15 protein-coding genes are annotated in these 18,672 nt (G+C 68.2%); 8 read left to right on the top strand and 7 right to left on the bottom strand.

All coding sequences use genetic code 11. The annotated features are described in order from the left end of the window. From HMPREF2914_RS22690 to HMPREF2914_RS22675, 4 genes are all read left to right on the top strand, one after another. Window positions 1–2,827 (top strand): Ig-like domain-containing protein (locus tag HMPREF2914_RS22690; protein ID WP_256562280.1); only part of this gene is annotated, 2,827 nt, incomplete at its 5' end. Next, window positions 2,827–4,104 (top strand): TolC family protein, encoded by a 1,278-nt coding sequence (locus HMPREF2914_RS22685; RefSeq protein ID WP_003088104.1) that lies wholly within the window; start codon window positions 2,827–2,829, stop codon window positions 4,102–4,104. The genes HMPREF2914_RS22690 and HMPREF2914_RS22685, both read left to right, overlap by 1 nt. Next, the gene (locus tag HMPREF2914_RS22680) at window positions 4,094–6,265 is read left to right on the top strand and encodes a type I secretion system permease/ATPase (RefSeq protein ID WP_003110490.1); all 2,172 of its coding nucleotides are present in this window, start codon (window positions 4,094–4,096) and stop codon (window positions 6,263–6,265) included. Before HMPREF2914_RS22685 ends, HMPREF2914_RS22680 begins: the two co-directional genes overlap by 11 nt. Continuing rightward, window positions 6,255–7,442, top strand: a complete 1,188-nt coding sequence (locus HMPREF2914_RS22675; protein ID WP_003102741.1) for a beta-barrel domain-containing protein — start codon at window positions 6,255–6,257, stop codon at window positions 7,440–7,442. Before HMPREF2914_RS22680 ends, HMPREF2914_RS22675 begins: the two co-directional genes overlap by 11 nt. A 109-nt stretch (window positions 7,443–7,551) precedes the next feature. On the opposite strand, the gene HMPREF2914_RS22670 is transcribed toward HMPREF2914_RS22675, so the two are convergent. From HMPREF2914_RS22670 to HMPREF2914_RS22655, 4 genes are all read right to left on the bottom strand, one after another. Then, a complete protein-coding gene (locus HMPREF2914_RS22670; RefSeq protein ID WP_003110488.1) occupies window positions 7,552–8,130 on the bottom strand; it encodes an HD domain-containing protein in 579 nt (192 codons plus the stop codon). Between the two features lie 88 nt (window positions 8,131–8,218). Further along, window positions 8,219–8,773 (bottom strand): helix-turn-helix domain-containing protein, encoded by a 555-nt coding sequence (locus tag HMPREF2914_RS22665; protein ID WP_003088112.1) that lies wholly within the window; start codon window positions 8,771–8,773, stop codon window positions 8,219–8,221. Window positions 8,774–8,930: 157 nt separating this feature from the next. Next, complete coding sequence (locus tag HMPREF2914_RS22660; protein ID WP_023091929.1) at window positions 8,931–11,126, bottom strand: xanthine dehydrogenase family protein molybdopterin-binding subunit; 2,196 nt, start codon at window positions 11,124–11,126, stop codon at window positions 8,931–8,933. Between the two features lie 4 nt (window positions 11,127–11,130). After that, the gene (locus HMPREF2914_RS22655) at window positions 11,131–11,592 is read right to left on the bottom strand and encodes a (2Fe-2S)-binding protein (protein ID WP_003088117.1); all 462 of its coding nucleotides are present in this window, start codon (window positions 11,590–11,592) and stop codon (window positions 11,131–11,133) included. A 330-nt stretch (window positions 11,593–11,922) separates the two neighbouring features. Between HMPREF2914_RS22655 and HMPREF2914_RS22650 the strand changes: the two genes are divergently transcribed. Both HMPREF2914_RS22650 and ndhC read left to right on the top strand, forming a co-directional pair. After that, window positions 11,923–12,246 (top strand): DMT family transporter, encoded by a 324-nt coding sequence (locus HMPREF2914_RS22650; RefSeq protein WP_003102734.1) that lies wholly within the window; start codon window positions 11,923–11,925, stop codon window positions 12,244–12,246. Between the two features lie 12 nt (window positions 12,247–12,258). Further along, the gene (gene ndhC / locus HMPREF2914_RS22645; RefSeq protein WP_003088123.1) at window positions 12,259–12,657 is read left to right on the top strand and encodes an NADH-quinone oxidoreductase subunit A; all 399 of its coding nucleotides are present in this window, start codon (window positions 12,259–12,261) and stop codon (window positions 12,655–12,657) included. Here ndhC and HMPREF2914_RS22640 read toward each other — a convergent pair. Further along, complete coding sequence (locus HMPREF2914_RS22640; protein WP_003132721.1) at window positions 12,654–13,205, bottom strand: helix-turn-helix domain-containing protein; 552 nt, start codon at window positions 13,203–13,205, stop codon at window positions 12,654–12,656. The two genes, ndhC and HMPREF2914_RS22640, sit on opposite strands and share 4 nt — an antisense overlap. 85 nt (window positions 13,206–13,290) lie before the next feature. On the opposite strand from HMPREF2914_RS22640, the gene HMPREF2914_RS22635 reads away from it, so the two are divergent. Both HMPREF2914_RS22635 and HMPREF2914_RS22630 read left to right on the top strand, forming a co-directional pair. Continuing rightward, complete coding sequence (locus HMPREF2914_RS22635; protein WP_003110485.1) at window positions 13,291–13,824, top strand: GNAT family N-acetyltransferase; 534 nt, start codon at window positions 13,291–13,293, stop codon at window positions 13,822–13,824. 68 nt (window positions 13,825–13,892) lie between these two features. Beyond that, on the top strand, window positions 13,893–16,256 hold the full coding sequence (locus HMPREF2914_RS22630; protein WP_023981145.1) for a DNA polymerase II: 2,364 nt from the start codon (window positions 13,893–13,895) through the stop codon (window positions 16,254–16,256). Window positions 16,257–16,259: 3 nt separating this feature from the next. On the opposite strand, the gene HMPREF2914_RS22625 is transcribed toward HMPREF2914_RS22630, so the two are convergent. Both HMPREF2914_RS22625 and HMPREF2914_RS22620 read right to left on the bottom strand, forming a co-directional pair. Beyond that, window positions 16,260–16,928, bottom strand: coding sequence for a hypothetical protein (locus tag HMPREF2914_RS22625; protein ID WP_003102715.1), 669 nt, complete (start codon window positions 16,926–16,928; stop codon window positions 16,260–16,262). Beyond that, complete coding sequence (locus tag HMPREF2914_RS22620; RefSeq protein ID WP_023091927.1) at window positions 16,912–18,321, bottom strand: alpha/beta fold hydrolase; 1,410 nt, start codon at window positions 18,319–18,321, stop codon at window positions 16,912–16,914. Before HMPREF2914_RS22620 ends, HMPREF2914_RS22625 begins: the two co-directional genes overlap by 17 nt. Window positions 18,322–18,672: the final 351 nt, after the last annotated feature.

Genomic DNA, 18,672 nt, shown 5'->3' with positions numbered 1-18,672 from the left:
CGATGGCAGCGGCAACTGGAGCTTCACGCCCGGCACGCCGCTGTCCAATGGCACGGTTGTCAATGCGGTGGCCCAGGACGCTGCCGGCAACACCAGCGGCCCGGCCAGCACCACGGTGGACTCGGTGGCGCCGGCCGCGCCGGTGATCGACCCGAGCAACGGCAGCGTGATCGCCGGTACCGCGGAAGCCGGTGCGACGGTGATCCTCACCGATGGCGGCGGCAACCCGATCGGCCAGGCCACCGCCGACGGCAGCGGCAACTGGACGTTCACCCCGGGCACGCCACTGGCCAACGGCACGGTGATCAACGCCGTGGCCCAGGACCCGGCCGGCAACACCAGCGGTCCGGCCAGCACCACGGTGGACGCGGTGGCCCCGGCCACCCCGGTGGTCAACCCGAGCAACGGCAGCGTGATCGCCGGTACCGCGGAAGCCGGCGCCACGGTGATCCTCACCGACGGCGGCGGCAACCCGATCGGCCAGGCCACTGCCGATGGCAGCGGCAACTGGAGCTTCACCCCGGGCACACCGCTGGCCAACGGCTCGGTGGTCAATGCGGTGGCCCAGGACGCCGCCGGCAACACCAGCGGTCCGGTCAGCACCACGGTGGACGCTGTGGCCCCGGCCACCCCGGTGATCGACCCGAGCAATGGTGTCGAACTCAGCGGCACCGCCGAACCCGGCGTCCGGGTGATCCTCACCGATGGCAATGGCAACCCGATCGGCCAGACCCTTGCCGACGGCAGCGGCAACTGGAGCTTCACGCCGGGCACGCCGCTGGCCAACGGCACGGTGGTCAACGCCGTGGCCCAGGACCCGGCCGGCAATACCAGCGGCCCGGCCAGCACCACGGTGGACACGGTGGCTCCGGCCACGCCGGTGATCAATGCCAGCAACGGCAGCGTGATCACCGGGACCGCCGAGGTCGGCGCCAAGGTGATCCTCACCGATGGCAACGGCAACCCGATCGGCGAGACCACCGCCGACGGCAGTGGCAACTGGACCTTCACCCCCGGCACGCCGCTGGCCAACGGTACGGTGATCAACGCCGTCGCCGAGGACGCCGCGGGCAACGCCAGCGGTCCGGCCAGCACCACGGTGGACTCGGTGGCGCCGTCCGCTCCGCTGCTGAGCATCAGCGCCGACGGCGCGCTGCTGACCGGCACCGCCGAGCCGAACAGCCAGGTGCGTATCGTGGTCAACGGCGACACCGCCAACCCGATCACGGTCACCGTCGACGGCGCCGGCAACTTCAGCCTGCCGTTCGCGCCGCCGCTGATCACCGGCGAACTGATCGCCGGGGTTGCCGTGGACGCCGCCGGCAACGTCAGCGGGCCGGCCACCATCAACGCGCCGGACCTGGCGCCGCCGACCATCAGCGTGCCGGAAGCCGCCGATACCTGGATCAACGCCGCGGAGATCGGCGACGGCATCCAGGTCGATGTGACGGTCCGTCCGACCATGCAGGTCGGCCAGGTGGTCACGGTCAAGTTCGCCGGGCAGAACGGCTACGAGGCCGAGGTCAGCCATACCCTCACCGCCGGCGACATCGCCGCCGGCAACCTGACCCTGACCCTGACGCCTCCCGGCGGCATGGGCCCGTTCCCGGAGGGCGCCTCGACCGTCACCGCCGACATCAACGGCGGCACCGCGTCGACCCCGGTGCCGTTCACCATCGACACCATTCCGCCGGCGACCCCGGTGCTGTCCCTGGTCGGCAACATCCTGACCATCTCGGCGGAGCCAGGGACCGAGTTGACGGTCACCGTCGACGTCGGCGGGGTGACCGCCACCGCCACGGTGACCGCCGACAACAGCGGGCTGGCGTCGCTGAACCTGCTCACCGACCTGGACATCGACTTCAGTTGGGACCAGTTGCTCAATGCCCAGGTGTCGGTGGTCGGACGCGATCCGGCCGGCAACCCGAGCAACACGGCGAGCATCGGCGTCGGCACCAGCATCGAGCAACCGGTGACCATCGGCAACTTCGGCCTCGACGTCAGCCTCAACCCGCTGAACCCGCGTTTCGGTTTCAGCGGAACCACCGAGCCTGACTCCAGCGTGGTGATCCGGGTCATCACCCCGGCGTTGAACGTCGAATTGCTGCCGATCCAGGCGGATTCGTCCGGAAACTTCTCGCTGAACCTGCTGAGCCCGACCATCCTCACCCAGTTGGGGCTGAACATCACCGACATCCTCAACCTCGGCTCGCAGATCTCGTTCAACCTGGTGTCCACCGACTCCAATGGCAACGACAGCGCCGCCTACGGGATCACCCTGACCCCCAACGGACTGTCGCTCAATATCGGCCAGATCGATGTCAACGGTACTTCCGGCGACGACGTGCTGTCCGGCGCCAACGGCAGTTCGGAGCACATCAACGGCGGCGACGGCAGCGACCTGATCTTCAACGTGGGCACCGGCGATCACGTGGTGGCCGGCAACGGCAACGACACCATCCAGATCACCGCGACCGATTTCGTCAGCATCGATGGCGGCGCCGGGTTCGACACCCTGGTCCTGGCCAACGGCATCGACCTCGACTACAACGCCGTCGGCGTCGGCACGCTCAGCAACCTCGAGCGCATCGACCTCGGCAAGGGCGATTCGGGTAGCGTGCTGACCCTGACCGCGGCGGAGGTGGATGCCATCACCGATGCCAACAACACGTTGCAGATCACCGGCGAGAACAACGACACCCTGAACGTGGTGGGTGCGGTGAATACCGGTACCACGCAACTGATCAACGGCATTACCTACGACGTCTACACCTTCGGCAGTACCACCCTGCTGATCGAGGACAACACGGTACAGGTCGTGGTCTGATGCGCGGGCGCAGGCAGTACGCGCGCAAGGGACGGCGGCATGGGAAGGGAGCCATCTGGCTCCTTTCCCTGGGCCTGCCGATGTTCGCGTCGGCCATGCCCCTCGACCAGGCGGTCAGGGCAGGGCTGGCGATCCACCCGGAAGTACGATCCGCGATGGCCGAAGCGGACCGCGCAGGCACCGAGGTGGAGATGGCCAAAGGGGGGTACTACCCCTCCGTGACGATGTCCGGAGGGCCGCAGGAGTTCGACTTCGGCGAGATCGTCTACGATCTCACCGCGTCGCAGATGCTGTACGACTGGGGGCGGGTGACGAGCAAGGTCGACAGCGCCAGCGCGACCCAGCGCAAGCTGTCCGAGGCGGTGCTGGTGGCGCGCGACGACGCGGCGCTGGATATCGTCGAGACCTACCTCGACGTGCTCGCCTCGGAGCGCCGGGTGGAGGTGGTGCGCGAACACATCCAGCGCCTCGACGGCATCCGCGAGATGACCCAGGCGCGCGGCGGCGACGGCTACGCCGACCGCAGCGAGCTGGATCGCGCCAATCTGGAACTGTCGCGGGCCCAGGAGCAGTTGTCGCTGGAGAAGGGCAACCTGCAGGACGCGCGCAACCAGTACGCGATCCTGGTCGGCCAGGAGCCCGCCGACCTGGTGGAGCCCGAGCCGATGTCGCTGCAACGCTACCTGGCGGCCAGCGATATGGCGCGGGTGATCCGCGAATCGCCTTTGCAGCGCAAGGCCCTGGAGGACGCCAATGTCGCCGAGGCCGAGGTCCGCGAGGCCAAGGCGTCGCTGCTGCCGCAACTGAACCTGGAGGCCAGCGCGCTGCGCCGGGAGATCGGCGGGCATCCGGAAAGCGACTCGGTGGTATCCCTGCGCTTCCGCATGGACACCTTCCAGGGGCTTTCCAACTTCCGCCGGCCGACCGCCGCGCAGCAGCGCCTGGAATCGGCGAAATGGAGCGCCGACGCGATGCAGCGCGACATCCGTCGGCAACTGCAGAACCTCTTCGACAACGGCGACACGCTGCGCTGGCGGGAACAGTCGCTGACCCAGCAGGTGACCGAGTCGGAGCAGGTCGGCGAGTTGTATCGCGAACAGTTCGAGGTTGGCCGGCGCGACGTGATCGACCTGCTCAACGTGCAGCGCGAGCGGTTCGAGGCAGAGCGGCAACTGATCAACCTGCGGATCGAACGCAAGCGCATCGAGTATCGGGCGGCCGCGCAAGTCGGCCTGTTGGGTCCGCTATTGGAGAACCGGCTGAATCATGGAAGCTGAGAAAACCCCGGATAACGTCGTGATCCTCAACCACGACCCCATCGTCGACCCGTTGCGCCAGGGCCTGCTGCTGCTCTGCCGGCAGCTCGGCCGGCCACTCGGCGACGCCGAACTGGTGGACGGCATGCCGCTGGAGCACGGTCGCCTGCCGTTGCACCTGGTGGCCCGCGCGTTGCGCCGCGCCGACATCACCGCCCAGGTCACCCGCCAGCCGTTGCGCCGGATCGACCGCTACCTGCTGCCGGCCCTGCTGCTGCTCGACGACGGCCGCGCCCTGGTGCTGGTGGGCAACGACGGCGAGCACGCCGAGGTGCTGGTGCCGCAGAGCGACGGCGGAAGCCAGAGGATGCCGCTGGCCGAGCTGGAAGCGCTGTACAGTGGCACGGCGATCTTCGCCAAGTGTCGCTACCGGCCGGACGGGCGGGTCGGCGACTACGCCAGCGCCTTGCCCGAGCACTGGTTCTTCGGCCCGCTCAAGCAGCTCTGGCGTTCCTACGCCGAGGTCACCGCCGCGGCGCTGGTGGCCAACGTCCTGGCGGTCGCCTCGGCACTGTTCGCCATGCAGGTCTACGACCGCGTGGTGCCCAACGCGGCGTTCGACACCCTGTGGATCCTCGCCAGCGGCGTGGCCCTGGCGATCGTCCTCGACGGGGTCCTGCGGATCATGCGCGGCCACCTGCTCAACGTGCTCGGCAAGCGCCTCGACCTGCAACTCTCGACCCTGCTGTTCTCCCGCGTGCTGAGCACCCGGGTCGCCGCCAAGCCGGCGTCGATGGGCGCCTTCAGTACCCAGGTGCGGGAGTTCGAGTCGGTGCGCGAGTTCTTCACCTCGTCCAGCGCGGCGCTGATCAGCGACCTGCCGTTCGTGGCGATCTTCCTGCTGATCATCGCCGTGATCGGCGGCCATGTGGTCTGGGTGCCGCTGGTGGCCTGCGTGCTGATGATCCTGCCGGGGCTGCTGACCCAGCGCCTGCTCGGCCACCTGTCGCGGCAGAACCTGCGCGAAGGGGCGATGAAGAACGGCGTGCTGCTGGAAGCCTTCGAACACCTGGAGACGGTCAAGGCGACCCGCGCCGAAGGCCGCTGCCTGCACCAGTGGGAAACCCTGACCGGCGAACTGGCCGGCACGGCGATGAAAACCCATACCCTGGCCTCGACCCTGAGCTACTCGGCGAGCATCGTCCAGCAGCTCTGCTACGTCGGCGTGGTGGTCTTCGGCGTCTATCGGATCAGCGAGGGCGCGATGACCGTCGGCGGCCTGGTGGCCTGCTCAATCCTCGCCTCGCGGGCCATCGCACCGCTGTCGCAGGCGGCCGGCATCCTCGGTCGCTGGCAGCACACCAAGGTGGCGATGGAAGGCCTCGACCAACTGATGAGCGCCGAGCAGGAGCGCCCCCAGGGCAAGCGCTTCGTGCACAAGGAGCGCCTGCAGGGACATTACCGCCTGGAGGGCGTGCGCCTGGCCCACGGCGACAGCCCGCCGGTGGTCGACGTGCAGGCCCTGAACATCCGCGCCGGCGAGCGGGTGGCGCTGCTCGGCGGCAACGGCGCCGGCAAGTCGACCCTGTTGCGCCTGCTCAGCGGCCTGCTCGACGCGCAGGCGGGACGCCTGCTGCTGGACGACGTCAGCCTGACCCAGATCGACCCGGCCGACCGCCAGCGCGGTATCGGCTACCTGCCGCAGGACGTGGCGCTGTTCCATGGCAGCCTGCGCGACAACCTCAACCTGGAGAACGCCGCGCTGGGCGACGAGGAACTGCTGGAGACCCTCGACGGGGTCGGCCTGGGCGCTTTCGTCCGCGGCCACCCGCTGGGGCTGGACATGCCGATCCAGGGCAACGCCAGCCTGTCCGGCGGCCAGCGCCAGGCCGTCGGGCTGGCCCGGGTGCTGCTACAGGACCCTCCGATCCTGCTGCTCGACGAGCCGACCGCGGCCTTCGACCAGGGCAGCGAGAAACAGGTCATCGACTACCTGCAGCAATGGTTGGGCAAGCGCACCCTGGTCATCACCACCCACAAGAAAAGCATGCTCGCCCTGGTCGAGCGTGCGGTGGTCCTGCGCCAGGGCAGGGTGATCATGGACGGCCCGCTGGAGCAGGTGGTGCAGGGCAACCAGGTACAGGCACCGCAGGCCGCCGAAGGAGGCAACCATGGACTCTGACCGCGACGCCGCCGCCCTGCGCCGGCAGCTGGCCGACCCGTTGCTGGCGGCTACCCACCCGGTCTACCGGCCGCTCCTCTGGACCCTGCTCGGTTGCGTGCTGCTGTTCATCGGCTGGGCGGCCTGGGCGCAACTGGACGAGGTGACCCGCGGCGACGGTCGGGTCGTGCCGTTCAGCCGCATCCAGAAGATCCAGAGCCTGGAGGGCGGCATCCTCGACCGCCTGCTGGTGAAGGAGGGCGACCTGGTGGAAGTCGGCCAGCCGCTGGTGCGCCTCGACGAGACGCGCTTCCTCACCAACTTCCAGGAGTCGGCGAACCAGGCCAGCGTGCTGCGCGCGGCCATTGCCCGGCTCGACGCCGAGGTGCTCGGCAAGAAGAGCATCGAGTTCCCGCCGGACGTCGATCCCGAGGGGCCGCTGGCGCGTTCCGAACGCGAGCTGTTCAAGTCGCGCCGCGACAAACTGGTGGAGGGCACCCAGGCGATCCAGCGGCAGATCCACCTGGCGCAGAGCCAGCTCGACCTGGTTCGCCCGCTGGTGGCCAAGCGTGCGGTGAGCCAGATGGAGGCGCTCAAGCTGAGCCAGGACATCGCCACCCTCAGCGGCAAGCTGACCGAGCTGAAAAGCACCTATTTCCAGGATGCCTATACCGAGCGCGCCCAGCGCAAGGCCGATCTCAGCGCCCTGGAACCGATCGTCCAGCAGCGCCAGGACCAGTTGCGCCGCACCGAGATCCTGTCGCCGGTGCGCGGGCGGGTGAACACCGTGCTGATCAACACCCGCGGCGGGGTGATCCAGCCCGGCGAGCCGATCATGGAAGTGATCCCGGTAGAGGAGCGCCTGCTGGTGGAGGCGAAGATCAAGCCGCGCGACGTGGCCTTCCTCGTTCCCGGCATGCCGGCCAAGGTGAAGATCACCGCCTACGACTACACCATCTACGGCGACCTCAAGGGCACCCTGGAGCAGATCAGCGCCGACACCATCGAGGAGGACACCCCGCATGGCAAGGAGTCCTACTACCAGGTGCTGATCAAGACCGATGGCAGCCAACTGAAGCGCGGCGAGGAGGTATTGCCGATCATTCCGGGGATGGTCGCCGAGGTGGACATCCTCAGCGGCAAGCGCAGCGTGCTCAACTACCTGCTGCGGCCGCTGATCAAGGCGCGCCTTTACTGAGGCGTGCAGGACAGGCCCCGGTCGGTGGGAAACGTGCCAGCCGCTTCCCTGTAGCCATGGCGAGCTACGTAGGCGGTGGCGCTGGTAACGCTGCCCGGGTGGGCGCACGCTAGGCGTCGCGCCGAGCTGCGAGGCGCTGTCGGGTCCTGGCGTCGAGTAGCTCGCGCAGGGTCTTGAACAGCGGTGCGCGGTCGGTATAGCGACGGCCGTAGTCGAGGTTGAAGGCATAGTCGAAGTCCGCCGGATTATCGCCCTGGGTGTGCTGGAGCAGGGTTTCCAGCTTGTCCAGCGCTTTCACTGCCAGGGCTTCGGCGGTCTCGCCGCGCTCGTATTCGTCCCACAGGGCGAGCAGGCGATCGCGCAGTGGCGTGTCCAGATGACGGGTCAGCTGCAACAGGTCGGCGCGTTCCTGTTCGCCCTTGTCCGGGTGCGCCGCTTGCTCGACGGCGGGGATGTCGCCGTGGATCGCTTCGCCGAGGTCGTGGACCACGCACATGCGCAGAACCTTGCCGAGGTCCAGGCCGGCCAGTTGGTCCTCGAAGGCCAGTGCCATCAGGCAAAGCCGCCAGCTATGTTCGGCGGTGCTTTCCGGGCGGCCGGAGGAGGTGTGCGCGGAGCGCAGGACGTCTTTCAGGCGTTCGGCTTCGCGGAGGAATTCGAGGCGGTTGCTCAGCAGTTCGAGGGACATGGCGCGGGCTCCGCTACCGGTGAAACGAGCCTGCAAGCCTAGGCGCGGCGGTGCTGAAGGTCCATGGATAAAATATCCGTGGCGACGTTCAGAGGGTTTCCACCAGGCGCACCGCGCGTCCGTCCGAGAGGGTCATGCGGGTCCAGCGGCAACGGCTGCGCCGGATCGGCACGATGGCCGAGGCGTTCGCTCCGCTGGCGAACTCCAGCGCCGGCGGTGCCAGCAGTTCGCGCCAGCCGAGTTCCTCGAGGGTGGCTTCCTGGCGGAGGATTTCCTCGCTGCAATAGGGCCACAGCGAACGGTCGAGCAGTTCGCCGAGAGGCACGCCGAATTGCGCGGCGCGTGCCGGCGAACAGGCCAACAGGCGATGGGTGAGGTCGCAGATCAGGTGCACGGGTTGCGGGTTGGCCTCGACCAGGCGGGCCAGTGCCTGGTCGGCGGCGGCTTCCAGGCGGGCGCCGAGCAGACGCTCCAGGCGGGCCCGTTCCTCCACCAGCAGCGCCTGGGTACCGGACTCCCAGCGCGAGATGGTCGATTGCGCCACGCCGAGCAATTCGGCGGCATGCGTTTGCTTGACCCGGTGCAGCAGGCGCCAGCGACGCAGGGCGGGGCCCAGGGACGAAGAAGGGAGAGGCTCGGTCATGCTTGGCTACGCGGGCGAATGGACGCTGAAGTCTGCGCCCGACGCCGGGCGGAGGCAAATCGGCGCGACACCGGGGGAACCCGTATGGTCGGCGGCGATCCTCGGAGGGCCGCCCGCGCCGCGCCGGCAGCCGTGGAGCTGCCGGCGGGCGTCTCGCTCAGGCCTTGGCGAAGGAGGTGGGGAAGGGCAGGTTGTACAGGCGTTGCCCGGTGGCGGCGAAGATCGCATTGGCCAGCGCCGGGCCGATGGGCGCCACGCCGGGTTCGCCGACCCCGGTGGGTGCTTCGCCGGAGGGCACGATGTGCACTTCGACCTTGGGCATCTCGGCGATCCGCAGCACCTGGTAGCCGTCGAAGTTGTTCTGCTCGACCTTGCCGTCCTTCAGGGTGATCGCGCTGTGCAGGATCGCGCCGAGGCCGAAGCCGATGCCGCCCTCCATCTGCGCGGCGATCACGTCCGGGTTGATCGGGATGCCACAGTCCACCGCACATACCACCCGCTCGACCTTCAGCTTGCCGTCCTTGTCCACCGAGACCTCGACTACCTGGGCGACGAAGGTCTTGAATGCCTCGGTCACCGCGATCCCGCGCCCGCGCCCGGCGGGCAGCGGCCTGGACGGGTCCCAGCCGGCCTTTTCCGCAGCCAGTTCGAGCACGCCGCGCAGGCGCGGCTGCTCTGCCAGCAGGTCGCGGCGGAACAGGTAGGGGTCCTTGCCGGCGGCCTGCGCGGCCTCGTCGATGAACGCTTCCACCGCGTAGACCGTGTGCGAGCTGCCGACCACCCGCCACCACAGGACCGGCACGCCGACCTGGGTGGTGCTCAGCTCGACCGAGACATTGGGCACCGCATAGGGCAGGTTGGCGGCGCCTTCCACCGAGGTGGCGTCGACGCCGTCCTTGACCATCACCGCGGCGAACGGCGTGCCTTCCAGGATCGACTGGCCGACGATGCGATGTTGCCAGCCGACCAGCTTACCGTCGGCGTCGAGCCCGGCTTCGAGCCGGTGGTAGTACATCGGCCGGTAGAAGCCGCCGTGGATGTCGTCCTCGCGGGTCCATTGCAGCTTCACCGGCACGCCGTTGGCGCCCAGCGCCTTGGCGATCGATACCGCCTCGACGATATAGTCCGACCAGGCGTTGGCGCGCCGGCCGAAGCTGCCGCCGGCGTAGAGCGTATTGATCTTCACCTGCTCCGGCTTCAGCCCGGCGGTACGCGCCGCATTGCCCTGGTCGACGGTCTGGAATTGGTCGCCGGCCCAGATCTCGCAGCTGTCGGCGGTCAGCCTGACCACCGCGTCCAGCGGCTCCATCGGCGCATGGGCGAGGAACGGGAACTCGTAGCTGGCGGCGATCCTGCGGGTCGCCCCGGCCACCGCCTTGGCGGCGTCGCCGTCCCTGCGCGCGGGCTTGCCGGGTTGCTCGGCGAGCTTGCGGTACTCCGCCATCAGCGCCTCGGAACCACGCTTCTCGGCCTTGCTCTCGTCCCACTCGACCTTGAGCGCGTCGCGGCCTTGCTTCGCCGCCCAGAAGCCCTTGGCGACCACCGCCACGCCGTGCGGCACCTGGACCACCTCGACCACCCCCGGAATCGCCCTGGTCGCCGTGGCGTCGAACGATTTCACCGTGGCGCCGAACAGCGGCGGGCGCTGGAGCAGGGCGACCAGCATGCCGGGCAGGCTGACGTCGAGGGTGAATTGCGCACTGCCGTCGGTCTTGCCGGGAACGTCGACGCGCGGCGCCTGGTGACCGATCAGGCGGAAGTCCTTGGGATCCTTCAATTGCACGTTTTCCGGCACCGGCAGTTCCGCCGCCGCAGCGGCCAGCGAACCGTAGCTGGCCTTGCGCTGGCTGGCCGGATGTTCGACGAAGCCGTCGCGGGTACGCAGTTCGGCGGCTGGTACCTGCCACTGGCGGGCGGCGGCCTCGACCAGCATCGCGCGCGCCTTGGCCCCGGCCTCGCGCAATTGCATCCAGGAGTTGGCCATCGCCGAACTGCCGCCGGTGCCCTGCATGGTGCCGAAGGCCAGGTTGGCGTAGCGCTTGGCGTCGGCGGGCGCGCTTTCCACGCGGACCTTGCTCCAGTCCGCGTCGAGTTCCTCGGCGACGATGGTGGCGATACCGGTATAGGCGCCCTGGCCCATCTCCACGTGCTTGGCGATCACCGTGACACTGTCGTCCGGGGCGATCCGCAGGAAGGCGTTGGGCGCGAAGCCGGCGTCCGGCAGGGCCGCGGCGAGGGCGCGCCGGGCTCCGCTCCACTGGAAGCCGATGGTCAGGCCGACCACCGCGGCGCCTTTGAGGAAGCCGCGGCGCGAGCCGGGCAGGGCGTTGCTCAGATCGATCTTGCTGTTCATGGCGTCAGGCCTTCAGGGTGTCGGCGGCTTCGTGGATGGCGGCGCGGATCCGCACATAGGCGGCGCAGCGGCAGATGTTGCCGTTCATCGCGGCATCGATGTCGGCGTCGCTGGGGCTGGCGTTCTGCTCCAGCAGCGCGGTGGCGGACATGATCTGGCCGGACTGGCAGTAGCCGCACTGCGGTACCTGGAGCTTGACCCAGGCGTTCTGCACGGCCTTGCCGGGCTTGCTCTGGATACCCTCGATGGTGGTGACGCGCTTGCCGGCGACCGCGGAGACCGGCAGCACGCAGGAACGTACCGCGGTGCCGTCCAGCTGCACGGTGCAGGCGCCGCACTGGGCCATGCCGCAGCCGAACTTGGTGCCGTGCAGGCCGGCGCTTTCCCGGATGGCCCAGAGCAGGGGCATGTTGGGATCGACGTCGAGGGTGACGTTCTTGCCGTTCAGGACGAGCGAGGTGGGCATGCTGATTCTCCACGGAAAGGCCCGGGCAGGGCGTTATCTCTTATCAGGCAGGGATGCATCGGGCGAAGTGTGCGCGAAGGACGAAACGGACGCCTTGCACGATCCTGCGAAAGTCTAGATCAATCCTGCCGAGCGTCCCGGCGGGCGCGGCGCGGAAACGCGGCGAAACAACTCCGTCGGCGCAGGCGTTCACCCAGCTTCGGCAACGCGCTAGGATCGCTGCCGTCGGTGACTGACGCCCGCCCGGGCGGCACGCACTTTCAGCCGGAAGCGGGACGACCCGTTTTCCCTCTTTCATTGCGCGGGGACGACCCTGCAGAGAGGCTGAAAATGGCGTGGATCTATCTCTTGCTCGCCGGTGTCTTCGAAATCGTCTGGGCCACGGCCATGAAGGAGTCGGCCGGCTTCACCCGCCTGTGGCCGAGCCTGGTCACCCTGCTGTTCATGATCCTCAGCTTCGGCCTGCTGGCCGTTTCCATGAAAACCCTGCCCCTCGGCACGGCCTATACCATCTGGGTCGGCATCGGTGCGGTCGGCGCCTTCGCCCTGGGCATCCTGCTCTTCGGCGAAAGCCCGAGCCCGTTGCGGCTGCTGGCGGTGGGGCTGATCGTGGCCGGCATCGTCATTCTCAAGCTGGCGACCCGCCAGGGCTGAGGGGTGACCACCATGTACGCATCCTTCGCTCCCGCGACCTGGGCCTTGCTCGCCTACCTCTTCGGCGCGCTCGCCCTTTGCCTGCTCATGCTGGGGTTGGGCCGGGTGCTGGGCGGCCGGTCGCATGGCCGGGCGAAGAACCTGCCGTTCGAGTCGGGGGTTGATTCCACCGGCTCGTCGCGCTTGCGCTTCTCGGTCAAGTACGCGTTGGTCGCCATGCTGTTCGTGATCTTCGGCATCGAGATGCCATTCCTCTACCTCTGGGCGGTGTCGCTGCGGGAGAATGGCTGGGCGGGTTTCGTCGAGGCGACGCTGTTCGTCTCCCTGCTGCTGGTCGGACTGTTCTACCTGCACCGGGTCGGCGCCCTCGACTGGTCGCCGGAGCGCCGGCGGAAAAAGCCGCACGACTAGTCGTGGAGGATCACCAGCAGGTAGCGGCAGGCTTGCCCGGCGGTGGCGAAGGTCACCGCGCGGTCGACGCCGAAGTCCAGGCGGTCGCCGCGTTGCAGGTGGAACGACTGCTCGCCGTAATCCACCCGCAGCGCACCCTCGACCAGCCACAGGCGCTGCCGGTAGGGCCGGCCGCCCCAGCGGGGATAGTCGAGGCGGGCGTTCGCCGGGATCTCCACTTCCACCATCTCGCAGCCGCTGCGCGGATCGCGAGCGCCGACCTGGCGGCGGCGGTAGCCGCTGGCCGGGTCTTCCCACACTTCCTGCTGCGCGCGCCGGCAGAGCGGTTCTGCCGGCGCCTGCGTGTCGCCGAGCAGCTCGGAGAGGGCGACCCCCAGGCCGCTGGCGAGACGGCCGAGGACGCTGGCGGTGGGGCTGCTTTGGTTGCGCTCGATGCGCGAGATCATCGCCTTGCTCACCGCGCAGCGTTCGGCCAGCTGGGCGAGCGTCAGCTCGCGCTCCTTGCGCAGGGCGGCTAGGCGTCGGGCAATCAGTTCGTCGATATCCATGGGTGGCCCTGGCGGATTTTTCTCGTCCATGATAGTCACTGTCCAATATATTGGAAATTCGACCTTGCATTGGAGCTTGCCCGCGATGACCGAACCGACGATTCGCCGCCTGGCTGGCGAGGAGATCCTGGCGCGCCTGGACGAACTGGCCGAGGTACTGCTGGACTGCGTGGAAGGTGGGGCTTCGGTCAGCTTCATGTGGCCGTTGCCGCGGGAGCGGGCGCTGGCCTTCTGGCACGGCGTCGGCGAGAGCGTGGCGGGCGACGAACGCCTGCTGCTGGTGGCGGAAGCGGAGGGGCGGATCGTCGGTACCGTGCAACTGCTCCTCGACCAACCGCCGAACCAGCCGCACCGCGCCGACGTGGCGAAGATGCTGGTGCACCGGCGTGCGCGTCGGCGCGGCATCGGCGAGGCGCTGATGGGCGAGCTGGACCGGCTCGCCCGGGCCTGCGGCAAGTCCCTGCTGGTGCTGGACACGGTCAGCGGCAGCGCCGCCGAACGGCTGTACCTGAAGACCGGCTGGACACGGGTCGGGGAAATTCCGGACTACGCCCTGATGCCGGACGGCACGCCCTGTCCCACCACCTATTTCTACAAGCGCCTGGCTGCTGCCGGCTGACCGAAGATGCCAGCGTTCCCAAGGCAGGCCGGGTAGAATCGGCGGATGCGAGAGATTCGGGGTCGATGGTGGAGTTACTGCAAGGGTTCGTCCTGACCCGGCACTGGCGCGATACGCCGGCCGGCACGGAAGTCGCGTTCTGGCTGGCGACCGAGCAGGGCCCGCGGCAGGTGCGGCTGCCGCCGCAGCCGTCGGTGGCGTTCGTCCTCGCCGAGCAGCGCGGGCGCGTCGAGTCCCTGCTCGCCGGGGAGACTGGCGCCGAGCTGCGGCCGCTGGCGCTGCGCGACTTCCAGCAGCGGCCGGTGCTCGGCCTGTACTGCCAGCAGCATCGCCAACTGATGAATCTGGAGAAACGCTTGCGCCAGGCCGGCGTCGAGGTGTTCGAGGCCGATATCCGGCCGCCGGAGCGCTACCTGATGGAGCGCTTCATCACCGCGCCGGTCAGCCTGGAGGCGAGTGTCGAGGCCGACGGCAGCCTGCTCGCCCGGCGCCTGAAGCCGGCTCCGGACTATCGCCCGCGCCTGCGCCTGGTGTCGCTGGACATCGAGACCAACGCCCGCGGCGATCTCTACTCCATCGCCCTGGAAGGCTGCGGCCAGCGCCAGGTATACATGCTCGGCCCGGCCAACGGCGATGCCGCGGCCGTGGATTTCCGCCTCGACTATTGCGACAGCCGTGCCGGGCTGCTGGAACGTCTCAACCAGTGGCTGGCCGAGCACGATCCCGACGCCATCATCGGCTGGAACCTGGTGCAGTTCGACCTGCGCGTCCTGCATGAGCATGCCCAGCGCCTGAAGGTGCCGCTGCGCCTGGGGCGTGGCGGCGACGAAATGGGCTGGCGCGAGCACGGCAGCCGCAACAACCACTTTTTCGCCGCGGCGGCCGGCCGCCTGATCATCGATGGCATCGAGGCGCTGCGCTCGGCGACCTGGAGCTTCCCCTCGTTCAGCCTGGAGAACGTCGCCCGGACCCTGCTCGGCGAAGGCAAGGCGATCGACAATCCATACCAGCGGATGGACGAGATCGATCGCATGTTCGCCGAGGACAAGCCGGCCCTCGCGCACTACAACCTGAAGGACTGCGAACTGGTGACGCGGATCTTCGCCCGTACCGAACTGCTCGACTTCCTCCTCGAACGGGCCACCGTCACCGGCCTGCCGGCGGACCGCAGCGGCGGCTCGGTGGCGGCCTTCACCCACCTGTACATGCCGTTGATGCACCGCGCCGGCTTCGTCGCCCCGAACCTCGGCGAGAAGCGCCCGGAAGCCAGTCCCGGCGGCTTCGTCATGGACTCGCGGCCGGGCCTCTACGAATCGGTGCTGGTGCTCGACTACAAGAGCCTGTATCCGTCGATCATCCGTACCTTCCTGATCGACCCGGTCGGCCTGGTGGAAGGCCTGCGCCAGCCGGACGACGAGCACTCGGTGGAAGGTTTTCGCGGCGCCCGCTTCTCGCGTACCCGGCATTGCCTGCCGGCCATCGTCGCACGGGTCTGGGAGGGCCGCGAGGCGGCCAAGCGCGAACGCAACCAGCCGCTCTCGCAGGCGTTGAAGATCATCATGAACGCCTTCTACGGGGTGCTGGGTTCCAGCGGCTGCCGCTTCTTCGACCCGCGCCTGGCCTCGTCCATCACCCTGCGCGGGCATCGGATCATGCGCCGTACCCGCGAGCTGATCGAGGCCGAGGGCTATACGGTGATCTATGGCGATACCGACTCCACCTTCGTCTGGCTCGGCAGCCCCCGCGCCGAGGAGGAGGCCGCGGCCATCGGCCGGGCGCTGGTGGCGCGGGTCAACGACTGGTGGCGCGAGCACCTGAAAGAAGAATTCGGCCTCGACAGCGCCCTCGAGCTGCAATTCGAGACCCATTACCGGCGTTTTCTCATGCCCACCGTGCGCGGCGCCGAGGAGGGCAGCAAGAAACGCTACGCCGGCCTGGTGCGCCGCGCCGACGGTGGCGAGGAGATGGTCTTCAAGGGCCTGGAGACCGTGCGCACCGACTGGTCGCCGCTGGCCCAGCGCTTCCAGCAGGAACTCTACCTGCGCATCTTCAATCGCCAGCCCTACCAGGACTACGTGCGCGATTACGTACGACGGACCCTGGCCGGCGAGCTGGACGACCTGCTGGTCTACCGCAAGCGCCTGCGCCGGCGCCTCGACGATTACCAGCGCAACGTGCCGCCGCATGTGCGCGCGGCGCGCATCGCCGACGACTACAACCTCGAGCGCGGGCGCCCGCGGCAGTACCAGAGCGGCGGCTGGATCAGCTACGTGATCAGCGTCGCCGGTCCCGAGCCGCTCGAGGCGCGGCGTGCGGCCATCGACTACGAGCACTACGTGGGCAAGCAGTTGCAGCCGGTGGCCGACGCCATCCTGCCGTTCGTCGGCGACGATTTCGCCACCCTGGTCGACCGGCAGATGGCGCTGTTCTGAGGCTCATTGGCGGATGAGCCGCTGGTCCAGTTGGCGCAGCCGTTCCCGGTCGAGGTTGCGCGGCAGGACGAGAGTGTCCGAGCCGTTGGTCAACGGCGATTCCACGGGCCTGTTGAGTGGGATGACGATACGCTCGGCGTCGTAACGGATTTCCTTGGCGTCGGTCAGGCCCTGCTTCTGTAGTTGATGGATGGCTTCGAGGCGGGCGTCGGCGTCGGCTGCGCTGGGCGCCGATTGCATGACCTTCAGGTAGATGTCCAGTGCCTCCCGGCCATTGAACGGACCTTGCCCCAGGTGCTTCACGAATACCCGGTAGACGCCTCCCACCGCGCGGCACAGGCGGCTGTTGCCGTTCTGTGCGGCGATGTCGGCCTGCAGCCTGGCGTCGCACTGCTGCTTGCTCATGTTGCGGGCTTCGGACTTTTCGCTTTGCGCGCAGTAGGCGCTGCCGTAGAGGTCGCCGTCCTTGTCGCAGCGGCCGTAGCAGATATCGTGCAGGCGGCAGGCCTCGCTGAGCGAGCAGCCCGCGACGTCGTCCGGAACCAGATACTGGGTGAAGCCGGAGCCGCAATAGGTGGCCTTGTCTTCGGCGGCGCTGGCGGCGGGCGCCATCCGCGGGGCGAGCAGAACGACGGCGAAGCCGATCAGGAGCAGGCTAGAGAGGGTTTTCATAGAGGACGTCCTGTTCGCTGCGGGTGCCGGGTTCCGAGAGTTGCCGTTGCAGCCGCCGGTGCATGGCCGTGGCTTTGAGGTAGTGGAAGTCGAAGCACTTGCCGAACGAGAAGTTCTTCCGCACCGGGTCGTGGCACTCCCGGTAGTAGGAGGCGCCAGCCGTACGTTCGTAGATGGCCTTGCTGACGGCGGTGGCCATGAAGGCGATCACCTGGTCGTTGAAGATATCGTTGTGGTCGGCGATGAAGGACTGCGAGGTGTAGATGAAGTTGACCGGCTCGTTGCTGTAGCAGGGCATGCGCGGCAGCGCCGGATCGGCGTTGCCGCCGTCCGCGCTGCAGAAGCTCCTGAAGCGCCATTTGCCGATATCGGTGTCGTCGATCACCCGTGGTTCGGGCGGTCTTGGCGCGCAGTTGTCGCTGCCATCCGGCAGCGGGCACTCGCGGTCGATCAGCAGGGCGGTCCGATACAGGCTGTAGTTGCCGAGGGCGGTGGTATCCAGGTCTTCTTCCCGGAGGCGATAGCGGGTTCCGTTGTAGGTCCTGTCCAGGTCCACCTGGCTCCAGGTGAGGTTGACGCCGACCCATTGGCCGAGCGGGAAGGCGAAGTGGGTGGCGCTGTCGCCGTGCGAACTGATGACGTACAGCAGCGGCGGCGGCCGGGTTCCCAGGGCGCCGACCTTGAGGCTGTTCTCCTTGAGCAGCAGGCCCTGATTGGCCTCTATCGCCGGATTCAGCATGATTACCGCGTCGCCGAAGGCGCGTATCCGCTGACCGTCCTGGAGAGCCAGCAGGCGTTCGAGCAACGGGTCGTGAAGTGCGCCGAGGGTGATTGCGCCGCCGAAGCTGTGGCCGACGATCACCAGATAGTTCCTGTCCTTGCGATCGATCCGTTCCAACTGGGCGAGCAACTCGGCGACGCCACCCCGGCCGACTTCCTCGGCGACGGCCTTCCTGTCCCAGTAGGTCAGGTTCTCGCTATACAGGCCATGCATCGACTTGCCCCGCCAGCCAACATAGAGGCCGACCAGCCTGCGTTTGCCCAGCACCCCGGAGGAGGCGAGATTGGCGAGTGCCTTGTTGAAGCTGGCGACGTTGCCGTCGTCCCGTCCCGCGTTGTGCTTCCAACCGTGAATGAACACCACCATGGCGATGTCCCCCCGGGCGGAGTAGCGCTTTAGCTGGTCGATCAGGCGTTGCGTTCTGGCAGGCGCGAAGTCGTTGCCGCGCTCGCTGTATTCGACGAAGCCGATCTCGTAGTTCGGATGGCGTTCGTAGTAGCTGTCGCTGCAAGGCCGCATGTCGGCGCAGGTCGATTCGCTGTCATCGCGCAGCGGGGCGTTGGCGGCGCAGCCTGCCAGCAGGCAGGCTGCGAGAAGGGCGAGTATTTTCATGACGATTCCCGCGTGGAGATTCTTTTCCGGCGCGCCAGAACTCGACCGGTCGCTACCCGTTACGCAGGCCGGTCGGTACGCTCTGGCGCTGTCGGTGCCCGTGTCGCCGGCCGGGTGCTGTCATGGGGAATGGGAGAGCGCAGGCGGAGAAGTCGTCCCGCGAAAGGCTGGGGAGGCGTGTGTCCGGGTCCCCTGGAAGCGGGCCTGGGATATCCCGGAAAGGCTCGTCGTGGGGCGAACTGTCGAAGACGTTGACATGCTGAACCACCACTTCCGTGTCTGTTCTGCAACTGTCTATAGACCGCCGGGGGATGGGTGTCAAAGTGCCACTTCGCAGCCTTCCGCATGGTG

The sequence above is a fragment of the Pseudomonas sp. HMSC067G02 genome (assembly GCF_001813485.1).
In the GTDB taxonomy this organism is placed as follows: Bacteria; Pseudomonadota; Gammaproteobacteria; order Pseudomonadales; family Pseudomonadaceae; genus Pseudomonas; species Pseudomonas aeruginosa.
The sequence above is the reverse complement of the archived record's forward strand: the minus strand, read 5'-3'. Positions and strand labels throughout refer to the sequence as shown.